We start from the raw sequence: 12,559 nt of genomic DNA, 5'->3' as shown, positions 1-12,559 counted from the left end.
CCCGGCTTGGTATCTATTCTGTTATTTTAAATTCTTCTTGAAGAAGTCTTCAATTTTATCAAATGGAATTTTATCCATATTATCGTACAAATCAATGTGAGATGCTTCTGGAACAATCACCAGCTCCTTGTTATCTCCCTTCAGCTTTTTGAAGGCATCCTCACCGAAATAACGGGAATGAGCCTTTTCACCATGGAGAACCATCACAGCGCTTTGAATTTCATCACTGTACTGTAAAATCGGCATGGTCATAAGGGAAAGCCCAGAAGTCATATTCCAACCACCGTTGGAGTTAAGGGAACGTGGATGATAGCCCCGCTTGGTCTTGTAATATGCAAAATAATCCTTTACAAACCAAGGTGCATCCTCTGGCAATACATCGGGAACGCCACCGGCATTTTTATAATAACCATTTCTGTAGTCTTCTGTACGCTGATTATTCAATGCCTGACGGTTGGCATAGCGCTCCTTGGCTAAGGTATCAGCATCCTTTTCATAATCAAAATAGCCATTGGCACTGACTCTGGTCATATCATACATGGTAGAAGCCACCGTAGCCTTAATCCTGGTATCCATAGAAGCAGCATTAATTGCCATACCGCCCCAACCACAAATCCCGATTATACCAATACGTTCCGGATCTACATTTTCCTGAGTGGAAAGGAAATCCACTGCAGCTGAGAAATCCTCAGTATTTATATCCGGCGAAGCCACATACCGTGGTGCTCCACCGCTTTCACCGGTAAATGAAGGATCAAAGGCAATAGTCAAATAACCCCTTTTAGCCATTTCCTGGGCGTAGAGGCCAGATGACTGCTCCTTTACTGCTCCAAATGGTCCGCTTACCGCTAAAGCCGCCATTTTCCCCTTTGCTTCTTTAGGGATGTACATATCAGCGGCCAGGGTAATTCCATACCGATTTACGAAAGTTACCTTTTTATGATTAACCGCATCACTTTTGGCAAAAACCTTATCCCATTCACTGGTGAGATTAAGTTTTTCTGCCTTTATAACACGATCCGTTTGCTTTTCAGCACTATGCATAATACTTCCCTCCTGCACTGCTGCCTCAGTATTTATTCCTACAGTCATTACTCCCGCACATAACATTGCTGCCAAAATCTGTCTGAATGCTTTTTTCATGCAACCTGCCTCCTTAACTGTCACTATCTCTGTCGATGATTCAAGTATAGCAAAGGCAATAATCTAATACAAATACTTATAGCAAATACAAACCTATGCTTATTGGTAATAGATATAAGTAAACTAATTTATTTTAACTCTTTCCTTATATTTTTCATAATCGCCCATAAATTTTTCATATTTATAAGATAATATAATTAACAACATAGGCCTATGAAGTTTAAATAAGTTTATATATTGGAGGTAGATATTATGAAAAAGATTATTACTTGTATGTCCGTTTTAGCCGTTATGATGCTTAGTTGCACTGCATTTGCCAGTGAAGCCTTACAGGATAAAATTGAGCCACCAGCAACAGGCGCAATAGAAATAGAAGAATCAATGCGCAATACCCCAATCACTGATGAGGGCCCAATGACAGATAAGCCAGCCGAAGCTGCCCCTAAATCCAATATACCAGCCAAAACCCCCGTTGCAGATAATCACCCAACCGTAAACGAGCCAACGGATAAAACCTCATCAACCCCAAAGCCATCAGAAGACAATTCTGTGGACAAGGCCCCAGTAAACCACATTCCACTGGGCCAGCCACATGACAATACAACAAAATGATAAAATAAGACTCACCCTGGAGGAGCTGTGATTTCGCAGCTCCTCTTTAATTTAATGTAGCCAAATACACCAAAAAGGATTATTCCCCTACGCGTAGAATAATATTCCATATCAAATGAATTAAGGGAGAAATCATAATGGAATTTCGCATATTAAAATATTTCCTTACAGTGGCCAAAGAGGAAAGTTTTTCCCGGGCAGCGGAAAAACTTCACCTTTCCCAACCTACTCTTTCCAGACAAATAAAGGATTTAGAGGATGAATATGGCAAACAGCTTCTCATACGTGCCCCTCGACGCATCTCCCTTACAGAAGACGGAATACTACTTCGCCAACGTGCCGAAGAAATCCTATCTTTGGTAGAAAAAACCGAAGGAGAATTATTAAGCCATGACCGGACGATTGCAGGTGATATCCGTATTGGTGCGGGAGAATCAATTAATTTTTCCCTAATAATGCAGGTGGCAGAAGAACTTCACAGGACATATCCAAATATCCACTTTCATATCGTTTCGGGTGATGGTGAAACAACCCGTAAGCGTCTTGAATTAGGACTTATAGATTTTGGTTACATATACGGAAAACTTAGCTCCCAAAAATACAGTTATCTAAAGCTGCCGGTTAAAGATCGCTGGGTATTGGTTGTGCGTAAAGATGATCCTTTGGCCAAAAAAGAATTCATCACTCCGGCTGACCTTTGGGATGCGCCTCTATTGCTATCACGACAGAGCATTACCCCCATCACCCACGGAGCAGAAGTACAGCAATGGATGCAAAAGCCATTAAAGGACTTGAACATCGTCGGTTCTTATACTCTGTTTTATAACGCTTCTATAATGATTCAGGCAGGATTAGGATGTGCCATTTCCTTTGATGGCCTTATTAATACAACTGGAACTGATCTTTGTATAAGACCATTGAAACCGGCCATCTATGCCAAGCCGATAATGGTCTGGAAAAAAAATCAAGTTTTTTCCAAGGCCTCCCAACTTTTCCTACAAGCTCTGCAAGAAAAATTTTCATAAAAACAACAAACTCCTCCCATGATCAACAGGTGGAATACTGTTATCACAGGAGGAGTTTTTTCAGGAGAGGTAAGTTTTATGAAGGTATAATTTTTTGAATGAAATGAAGGTTAATTTTTAGCAGGATGCACTCTGCTTGGAGAATCCCTTATCAGAAAGGCTGTAGCTGCCATCCCCAAACTGAACTGTATCAATATGGTCAGCTGAAGTAAACCAATCAGAAAGGGTAACCGTATTAGTTGCAGCAGAACCGGTCTGCTGATAGGAAATAACCAAATCGTCGAAGTCCTGAGAAATGGTATATTCCTTTTCATTAAAGGCATTGGTGAACTGAATAACGTCATCAGAAGCACCGCCCACAATGGTATCATGGCCGAAGGTGTTGCCGAATACGTAGGTATCCTTGCCCTTGCCGCCTACCATCAAATCGTCACCCTTGCCAGAATGCAGGGTATCATCACCCTTGGAGCCCAGCATAATGGTGCCCTTGTATTTTTCATCAGCGCTGGCATTAACATCACCGCTGCCAGCCTGAACATTAAACAGTACATCATCCACATAAAGTCTGCCATTGGTAAACTGCATGTCAATGTTGCCGCTGTTCTTGGCAAATGCATCAAAGGCATCCTTAAAGGTTACGCTGGCAGCCTTGTCACCGAGATTATCGGTCATAACAAGGTCATCGCCATTTTCAGACCAACGCATATGCTGGAAGCGAATTTCATCAGCAAAGTTCATAAGCACATTGCTGTCCTTGCCCATAGTGCCCTCAAAGATAACGGTATCGTTGCCAAAGTTGGAGTAGTTGCGCTCCCACTTGAGCTGAGCATTGCCCTGAGCACCATCACGGATAACCATAGTATCGTTGCCCTCATTGCCACAGAGGAAATCATTCCCCTTAGACCATACTAACGTATCGTCACCGTGACCGCCAAAGAGCAAATCACTGCCTTCACCGCCATCAAGGTAATCATTGCCATCACCACCGAAGAGAATATCATTCCCGGCACCACCATGGAGGCTATCGTCCCCATTTTCGCCTGCAAGATAATCGTCTCCGCTGCCACCTACAATATAATCATCACCATGACCACCGGCCAAAATACTGCCTACATTGCCGCCCTTAATAACATCGTTGCCATCACCAGCGTATACCTGAGTAGCCTTGTCACCAGTCTCAATATAATCATTTTCAGAAGTTCCGAACATGGTTACCTCTGGCAGGGACAATGAAGATCCTTCCCAAACCTTGCGTGGCTCACCATACGCCCTGTAGACTGCACTGCCCAGACCGATAATGCTTGGGTCCTTGAAGCCCACAGCTGTACCAGACCACAGTACAGCGGACTGATCAGGCTCATGGCGATCAAAGCGGGTTGCCTCAATATTGCCAAAGCCCAGCTTATCTGTAAGCTCAGGTGTAACAAAATGCTTTCTGTTTACACCATCCACCACATCATATTCCAGATCCTGCATATCCTCACGGGTAGTCATAAGATAAGGAACAATAATGGATACACCGATATGGCCGTCCTTTTCAGGGTCAGCATCGTAGTTTACAGCACCTACAGGATCCTGCACAGTAATCATATTAGTAACAAAGCTGAAATCCCGGGCTTTGAAGGTGTCAACGATAGCCTTGGCCTCCTTGGCACGGTCCACCATGCTGCCACTGTGAAGACTAACCACATTACCACTAGGCAAATGAATGGATTTACCGGCCAAAAGCTGCTCCTGAGCATAAAGCTTCAAGTGTTTCAGCATACCAGGGCCAGCCTCTGCCAAAGTAGGCAGGGCAACACCAGTATCAATGTAATACATGCCTGGAAGCATCTGAGCCAAACCGCCGCCCAAAGAGTGGCCAGCAAAGGAAATATTGTAGCCATTATCAACAAATTTATTGGAAATATCCGCTACAATTGTCTTAAATTCCTCATATCCCTCACGCATCTGTGGAGGAATAATGCCAAGACCAATTTCAGCATCAGTCAGACCATCCTTGCAAATCCACAGGGTACTGAGATCACTGTTAGGCTGGGTGCCCTCAAGAGTAACTACGACCTGCTTATCAGCCTCATTAACATAGGTGCGGCAATTGAAGCCATGGGAGGTCTCAATATCGTTATACTGGGTCCACTTGTCCATAAGCTCCTGATTGTACTTGAATCTACCCTGATAAATCATCCAGGACATCTCACCGATAGAAGCACCCGTGTTGAATTTGGAAGTAATAACAGCTCCCTCTGCCTGGCTGACAGCATTATCCTGTCTTTCAAAATGCATTGGAGCACTGTCACCGGCAAATCCATTGAACACCTTTAACATACCATCCTTGGTAATACCAAAAATGCCCTTAACGAAATTAGCCGTATCCCGAACTGGATGTGGGCCATGGTGTCCCCAGACAGCTACCTTGGCATCGTTAATTACCATATCCAAGGTCCCCTTAGGATCAGAGATTACCCTTTCACCGACAGCCACAGCAGTGTCTGCCAGCTGTTGCATGGCAGTATGCCTTTTGGCAGCATTTAGCTCTGCATGAGAACGCTCAGTAGCACTTTCGTAATAGTCACCTCCTTCCCAAAATTCCTCCAGACCGTTTACGATCCTCGATAATAACGCCATCTTTCTTTTCCCCCTTACAAGAAATAAAATTTATAATGCAACAGCGCGTTATTGCTGTTCCATCCACAGTGAATGATATAAACCTCCCCTTTCCAGCAGGGCCTCATGACTCCCCTCTTCTTCTACCACGCCCTGGGAAATAACAAATATTTTATCGCACTTCATCACGGTCTTTAGCCGGTGGGCTATCATAATGACAGTGCGCCCTTTGGCAAATTTCTCCAAATTGCTCATAATACTGTGTTCTGAGGCGTAATCCAATGCGCTGGTTGCCTCATCCAAAATCAATATTTTAGGATTTGTAATAAGTGCCCTGGCTATAGCCACTCGCTGGCGCTGTCCCCCTGACAGATTACCGCCTCTTTCTCCCACATTGGTGTTAAAGCCATCAGGCATATCCTTCAAAAAATCCATAACGCCGGCCATTCTAGCCACCTGAACAATTTCCTGCTCAGTTGCATCTGGCTTGGCAGCCGCAATATTTTCAGCAATAGTACCATTGAACAGAAAACTTTCCTGCAAAACCACCCCAATCTGCCGTCTAAGCCAAGCGGGCTCCATCTGGGCCATATCCACTCCATCCACCAGAACCCGGCCGGATTCCGGGGTATATAAGAGCTGCATCAGCCTGGTTATTGTGCTCTTACCTGACCCAGACGGGCCCACAATGCCCACACAGCTACCCTCGGAAATACTGAGTGATATATGCCTTAGGACCTGATTTCCCTCATCACTGTAGCGGAAGGACACATTGTCCAGCTCCAAACGCCCCCTTACCGATGGCAATACAGAACGGTTAGGATTAAAGGTGGCCTCAGCTGGACTGTTCATTATATCCCCTAGCTTATCCAGAGAAACCTTTGCCTGCTGAAAGCTCTGCCATGCGGAGAATATTCTCATAACAGGTGTTACCACCATGCCCGCCAGCATCTGAAATGCAATAAGCTGACCGATACTGAGCTGATTTTCCATAACCAGATAAGCACCATACCAAAGGATTGAAAGCATGAACAGCTGTTGGTACAGACCACCTACACTGCCCACCCCATTTACCAGATTGGCAATGGCCCTGTTGGATTTTACAAATCCATTCAGAAGGCTCTCCCACTTTTTCTCCATAAGTCCTTCCACAGCATGATGCTTCACGGTTTCAATCCCCGTAACAGTTTCAATTATGTAGGACTGGGTGGCCGCATTGGCTGCAAAATTTTCATTTAAACGTTTTCTATATATAGGAATAATAGCCAGATTAAGCAGGGTATAGCACGGAACTGCTACCAAAACGATTAATGTCAAATCCACACTATAATGAAACATTACAGCCATATAAATCACGGCAAATATAGCATCCAACACCAAGGTAACCCCGGTACCTGTTATGAACTGACGAACCTTTTCCAGCTCCCGTATTCTCGTTACCACATCCCCTGAAGTCCAATTATTATAAAAAGATGTCTGCAAAAACATAAGGTGTTTAAACAGTCTGGCACTCAACTCCGCATCCGCCTTATTAGCAATATTGGTAAAAATATAGCTTCTAAAGCCACTCAAAATTAGCTGAAACATCATAACCATGGCCATGCCGCCAACCATAATATCCAAAGTAGACACGCTGTTATGTACCAGTACATCATCTATAATGATCTGGGTAAAAAAAGGACTTAACAGACCAAATAGCTGCAATAATACAGACAACAGCATTACTTTTGCAAGCTGGGGCCAATATTTACGAAGGACACTGACAAACCAGGAAAAGCCTATTCCCTGCACCTCATCAGTATTACCATCATCTGCAAACAATATAGAAGATCCATCCCACTCCTGCTGTAGCTTTTCCATAGGAGCCTGTTCCATAAGTCCATGGTATGGATTGTAAAATACTATTTGATCAGTCTGACTTTTGACAACAACAATGTGCTCATTCTTCCCCATACAGGCAATAAAGGGCATTGGTAAAGATTTTAGGTGATTTTTCTCAGCCTTTATCTGCTGTGCCCTAAACCCCAGTTCCCTACTGGCTCTTATGAGCTCTGTTAAAGATAACGGCTTGCCGTCAGAAGCGTAAGCCCGTTTTAACTGATTTTCCTGTATAGCCTTGCCGTGAATAGTCAACACCACTACCAGACACTTAAGCAGGGAATCTATTTTTATTTCTCCCATCCCAAGTCCTCTCATCTCTCACGTAATGCTTCGCTTTTATAACGTCGGAATGGGTCCAGAAAGAACTCAATAATACGTTTTTGGCGTATTTTTATTTCAGCACTGGCAGTCATTCCCGATGAAATATCTGCCACTCTATCAACGAGCTGAAATTCCGGCTTGTCTAACTCTATAGTTACCCTGTAACGACGTCCCTTGTCTTTGTCCTCCATGGCATCAGGACTGATTTGCATTACATGACCGCTTAAGGTTCCGAATTTTTGGAAACTGAAGGCCTCTACTTTTACCTCTGCCTCTTGGCCTTCCTGCACAAAACCAATATCGCGGTTTTGAACCCAGGCCTCTACTTCCATGCGGGCATCCTCAGGAACCACTTCCAAAATAGCCTGTGCTGGCGTTACCACACCGCCCTCAGTATGAACACTTAAATGGGCTACCTTGCCATCAATAGGTGCCCGCAGCTGTGATAGACGATTTTTTTCATCTGCTTTTTTCAGCTCCTCCTGATAAGAAGCAAGCTGTCTGCGACTCTCCACCAGCATGCCGGTAATTTCCTTGTCATGCTCAGCCCGAACCTCCTCCAACTGTTGCTCTGCTTGAATCACAGCCCATTGAGCCTGATCAATTTTATGACTCTGTCCATAAACATCCTGCTCCAGCTCCACAGCCTTTGACTGATACTCCAGTGCCGTAAAAGTAGAAATGGCATTTTGCTCTGCAAGCTTTGCTACCTTGGTATTCTTTTCCTGAGCGATATCATATAGACGTGACAGCTTCTCATAGCCTGTTTGTTCCGAGGAAAGTGCTGCCTTCTGCTGCTGGAGATTATATGCTGCCACTGCCAGTTGGGAGCGGTAATGAGCCATACGGCTTGCATATAGGTTCTGCTGAAAAAGCCTGTCCTGCTTGTCCAATGAACTGTTTTCCCCTATAATAAAGGCTTCCCCCCTTTGCTCCGCCAACAGCCTTTCTATATCAGTCTCGTAGTAGGCAATTTTCTTTTTTAAATTATCCAGATCAGCCTGAGTCATAGTAGTATCCAGCTCCACCAGGAGATCCCCCTTATGAACCAGTTGACCTTCTGTAACGTAGATTTTTTTAATTACTCCCTTATCTTCAGCCTGTATAACCTTGCTTTCCCCGTTTGGAATTACCTTTCCCTCGGCCACGGCCACTTCATCCACATGTCCAAAGCAGACCCAAAGCACCGCTGATAATAACAAAGCAAAAAGCACCCATAACAGCTTACGGGCTGCTGGAGCCGGTGGACTGGTCATGGTTTCCAAAACCCCTGGTAAAAACTCCCGCTCCTGGGAAGTCAGCTCCTGTGAATCCCCATTTTTTCTGTCAGCCGTCAATCTGTCAATATACAAACGCAGCTTTCTAAACATCATCCTACCTCCTGCTGTCTATATAAGCTGTAATACAGCCCCTTTTTCTCCATTAGCTGCTGATGGCTTCCCTCTTCCACCAATCGGCCTCTCTCCATAACCAATATTTTGTCGCATTTTACCACCGTAGATAATCTGTGAGCGATAATCAACATGGTGCGCCCTTTGGCTATACTATCAAGATTATTCATAACAATCCGCTCTGTTTTATAGTCAAGAGCGCTGGTTGCCTCATCGAAAATTATTATCTTGGGGTTATTCAGTAATGCTCTTGCTATAGCAATCCTCTGCTTCTGTCCTCCTGAGAGGTTAGCTCCCTGCTCTCCCACCTGTGTATCATAGCCATTAGGCAATTCCACAATAAAATCATGAGCACCAGCCACCGTTGCTGCTCTGATTACATCATCAATTGATGCCCCCGGCCTTGAAAAAGAAATATTTTCTCGTATAGATCCCTTAAACAGTATATTTTCCTGCTGCACAACACCAATATTACTGCGCAGCCAACGACGATCAATTCTCTGCCCCGGCTGCCCGTCAATTAAGATCTGCCCTTCACCAGGCAAATATAACTGTTCTACCAGCTTGGTAACAGTGCTTTTACCAGATCCGGAAGGACCTACGATACCAATACGCTGTCCAGCCATCACCTGAAAACTAACGTCCTTTACTGCCGGTTCCTTCTCCACATCATAAGAAAAGGAAACTGACTGGAATTCCAGGGCCCCAGACATGGTTTTGGGACACTCCCCCTGAAGCAGCTCTGGACGACTGTTCATAATATCCCCCAGCCTTCGAACTGAAAGCATTGTCTGTTGTGCCTTCTGCCACAAAGCTGATAGGCGGAATAAAGGCTCGCTGCCCTGTCTGGCCAACATCTGAAAGGCAATCAGCTGGCCAATTGTTAAGGTACCATCCATAACCTGATGACCACCTGCCAACAAAATAATCAACGTGGAAAAATTCTGAACTCCTGACGTGGAAGTATTAATTAATAGTCCCAATTTAAAGCTGTTAAACCCAGAACTAATATTTTCAGCCAATAATCTTTCCCATCGCTTTATAAATTGCGGCTCTATAGCAAGAGCCTTTACAGTTTGTGCCCCTGTAACAGTTTCCACAAGAAATGCATTATTAAGTGCACCTGTCTGCCAATATTCTGAAATTCTCTTTTTATAAACAGGTGTAACCAAAATATTTATGAGTAAATACAAAGGAGCAGGGAGCAAAGCTATAATCGTAAGGCTCCAACTGTAATAAGCCATAATGGCAAAAAAAACAAATGAAAAAATTCCATCCAAAACAGCAGTTATAGACGACCCCGTAAGGAATTCCCTTATACTGCTTAAGGCGGAAACCCTTGTAAGCGTATCTCCAACTCTCCTGACCTCAAAATATCTGAGAGGAAGCCTCAATAAGTGATGGACAAGCTGACTGCCCAAAATAATGTCCGCTTTACTTGTAACCGAGGTTTCAAGCAGCTTTCTGGCAATAGACATGGCACAAACAAATATCGCCGAAAAAATCAAGGAAATACCCAAGACTGTCAAGGTTGCTATTCCCTGTTGCGCTATGACCTTATCAATAATAACCTGTGTAAAAATCGGTGTTACAATACCCAAAAGCTGCAAACAAAAGGATGCCAATATGACCTCAAAAAGATAGGATTTATATTTAAGCAATACCGGCAAAAACCATGACAAGCCAAATCTTCTCTGCCCCTTGGACAAAGAAAAAGGCTCCGATACCCTCAGACATTCCCCACTCCACTGGGGAATAAATTTATCGAGGGTAACGGCTCCCGCTTCACCAGATAACGGATTCATAACCATAATCCGTTGAGCATTACCTTTTCCAAGCACACGCCAGCTTCCATCCTTCATGAGGGCCAATACAGGGTCTTCCAAAGAAGACAGCTCTTCAGGGTCATAATCCCGCTTTTTAAAGCGTAAACCAAGACCCTTACCAATTTTGGCCAGCTCCTTCCAATCCTTTGGCTTTTCCATACTAGCGGCTAATAATCTATCTCTTTCGGCCTGAATTCCCTGAAGTTGAATTAAGCAAAAGATTCCTTGCCAAAGTTCATCATATTTTTCAAATACCATCTTAAATCACCAAAAAAGCATAAAAAAGTTATAAAATATAACTTTTTATGATAAATACTTCAAATTGTTTTTAAATCTTATAATCAATAGGCGATAAAGTCAACAATATTCGAAAAATTGCAACGATAGTCCTGAACATTTTTCCAATTGTTTTAATATTTTGATAATTCGGTTATAGAATACAATTAAACGAAAAATCCTGAAACAACTTAGAAATTGTTGCCTTGAAAGCAGATTTCGATCCCAATACAAAAAGCGATTTTATTCAGCAAAAATTACTTCTAAAATTTTATATTAATTTTTATATAAAATTTAAAACCAAAATTTAACATTTAAAATCAGTAATAACCACTATTTTTAGAGTTTATGTGGCAGAAAGGGGTTATTTAGTCAGTAAACATCTCTCAGACTTATTGCCTTGACACCATGGTCAAATTACCTATTTTAGGTGTAGGTAGTTAAACGTATTATACTTAAACAATTTAAATGTTTACATAAAAAAAGAGTTATCTAAATTGAGATAACTCGAAAAACTTCCAACCGCGGAATGCGGGTGGCATGGGATAAGGACATGAAGCATGCGAAGCTCTAAATGGCACATCTGCACAAAATCTATTTAAGACGATATGATATGGCGGACGGCCGCGTAGCCCGTCCATGCTTATTAAAGCCGATATATTAATTGATGTGGCACTAGCGAAGCAAATGAATGGCCTATCCCATGACAGGACCCGCCTAACTGGCAACTTCCTATCCTTGCTGGCCGGTCGCGGAAATAGTTCGATATACAGTCGAACTATTTCCGGTGAACATGCCACCGGCATGTTCACCCCCAGCCAAGTACTTTCGACGAATTAACTTATAAGCCATAAACGCCGAGACGGCCTGAAAACAATAAAAAAAGAGGACTGTCAAAAGACAATCCTCTTTTTTAACCGGCAACTTCCAACCGCGGAACAAGTCCGATATTCAGTCGTACTTGTTCCGAGTAACATGCCACTGGCATGTTACTCTCCCAGGCCGTCCAATATTGGCTGGAGACGACCAGTGAAAAATACAAATCTGCATAATAAAAAAGACTGCCAACAGACAGTCTTTTTTATTAACCGGCAACTTCCTATCCTCCCAGGCCGTCTCCAGCCAAGTACTTTCGGCGTTTATGTGCTTAACTACTGTGTTCGGAATGGGAACAGGTGGGACCACATAGCCATCATCACCGGATATACAATTTTTTTGAAGACATTTTTAAATGTGCCTCCAAAACTAAACAGAAACAAGAACCATCTTAGTAAGTGCTTTTTAAGTTAAGCCCTCGACTTATTAGTACTGGTCCGCTTCACATGTCACCACGCTTCCACTTCCAGCCTATCTACCTCATCGTCTATAAGGAGTCTTACCAGATTACTCTGTGAGAGATCTCATCTCAAGGCGGGTTTCACGCTTAGATGCTTTCAGCGTTTATCCCTTCCGAACGCAGCTACCCAGCTGTACAACTGGC

The 12,559-nt window shown here is 43.4% G+C and carries 7 protein-coding genes and 2 rRNA genes; 2 read left to right on the top strand and 7 right to left on the bottom strand.

Going from position 1 to position 12,559, the window contains the following annotated elements; genetic code table 11:
• Positions 1 to 21 precede the first annotated feature (21 nt).
• On the bottom strand, positions 22 to 1,143 hold the full coding sequence (locus tag B6K08_RS11640) for an alpha/beta hydrolase (protein ID WP_039210457.1): 1,122 nt from the start codon (positions 1,141 to 1,143) through the stop codon (positions 22 to 24).
• A gap of 252 nt (positions 1,144 to 1,395) precedes the next feature.
• Here B6K08_RS11640 and B6K08_RS11635 point away from each other — a divergent pair, with 252 nt between their 5' ends.
• Positions 1,396 to 1,755, top strand: a complete 360-nt coding sequence (locus B6K08_RS11635; protein WP_080326205.1) for a hypothetical protein — start codon at positions 1,396 to 1,398, stop codon at positions 1,753 to 1,755.
• Positions 1,756 to 1,892: 137 nt separating this feature from the next.
• A complete protein-coding gene (locus tag B6K08_RS11630; RefSeq protein ID WP_039205778.1) occupies positions 1,893 to 2,780 on the top strand; it encodes a LysR family transcriptional regulator in 888 nt (295 codons plus the stop codon).
• Between the two features lie 117 nt (positions 2,781 to 2,897).
• Here B6K08_RS11630 and B6K08_RS14280 read toward each other — a convergent pair whose 3' ends face one another.
• The 6 genes from B6K08_RS14280 to B6K08_RS11600 form a co-directional block, all read right to left on the bottom strand.
• Entirely contained in the window at positions 2,898 to 5,405 is a 2,508-nt protein-coding gene (locus B6K08_RS14280) for an alpha/beta hydrolase family protein (RefSeq protein ID WP_039205780.1), read from the bottom strand.
• 48 nt (positions 5,406 to 5,453) lie between these two features.
• On the bottom strand, positions 5,454 to 7,565 hold the full coding sequence (locus B6K08_RS11620; protein WP_159446775.1) for a peptidase domain-containing ABC transporter: 2,112 nt from the start codon (positions 7,563 to 7,565) through the stop codon (positions 5,454 to 5,456).
• An 11-nt stretch (positions 7,566 to 7,576) separates the two neighbouring features.
• On the bottom strand, positions 7,577 to 8,959 hold the full coding sequence (locus B6K08_RS11615) for an HlyD family type I secretion periplasmic adaptor subunit (protein WP_234985360.1): 1,383 nt from the start codon (positions 8,957 to 8,959) through the stop codon (positions 7,577 to 7,579).
• Complete coding sequence (locus tag B6K08_RS11610) at positions 8,956 to 11,061, bottom strand: peptidase domain-containing ABC transporter (protein ID WP_039205783.1); 2,106 nt, start codon at positions 11,059 to 11,061, stop codon at positions 8,956 to 8,958. The genes B6K08_RS11615 and B6K08_RS11610 overlap by 4 nt, the downstream gene beginning before the upstream one ends.
• Positions 11,062 to 12,165: 1,104 nt before the next feature.
• Positions 12,166 to 12,282: ribosomal RNA gene (rrf, locus tag B6K08_RS11605) — 5S ribosomal RNA — on the bottom strand.
• Between the two features lie 79 nt (positions 12,283 to 12,361).
• Positions 12,362 to 12,559 (bottom strand): 23S ribosomal RNA (locus tag B6K08_RS11600); the annotation flags it as partial.

This window comes from Anaerovibrio lipolyticus DSM 3074, from assembly GCF_900141865.1.
Taxonomy (GTDB): Bacteria; Bacillota; Negativicutes; order Selenomonadales; family Selenomonadaceae; genus Anaerovibrio; species Anaerovibrio lipolyticus.
The sequence above is the reverse complement of the archived record's forward strand: the minus strand, read 5'-3'. Positions and strand labels throughout refer to the sequence as shown.

What these genes read in the sequence shown, in the direction of transcription:
- B6K08_RS11640 (WP_039210457.1), bottom strand. Translation starts at nt 1,143, where the DNA reads ATGAAAAAAGCATTCAGACAGATTTTGGCAGCAATGTTATGTGCGGGA.
- B6K08_RS11635 (WP_080326205.1), top strand. Translation starts at nt 1,396, where the DNA reads ATGAAAAAGATTATTACTTGTATGTCCGTTTTAGCCGTTATGATGCTT.
- B6K08_RS11630 (WP_039205778.1), top strand. Translation starts at nt 1,893, where the DNA reads ATGGAATTTCGCATATTAAAATATTTCCTTACAGTGGCCAAAGAGGAA.
- B6K08_RS14280 (WP_039205780.1), bottom strand. Translation starts at nt 5,405, where the DNA reads ATGGCGTTATTATCGAGGATCGTAAACGGTCTGGAGGAATTTTGGGAA.
- B6K08_RS11620 (WP_159446775.1), bottom strand. Translation starts at nt 7,565, where the DNA reads ATGGGAGAAATAAAAATAGATTCCCTGCTTAAGTGTCTGGTAGTGGTG.
- B6K08_RS11615 (WP_234985360.1), bottom strand. Translation starts at nt 8,959, where the DNA reads ATGATGTTTAGAAAGCTGCGTTTGTATATTGACAGATTGACGGCTGAC.
- B6K08_RS11610 (WP_039205783.1), bottom strand. Translation starts at nt 11,061, where the DNA reads ATGGTATTTGAAAAATATGATGAACTTTGGCAAGGAATCTTTTGCTTA.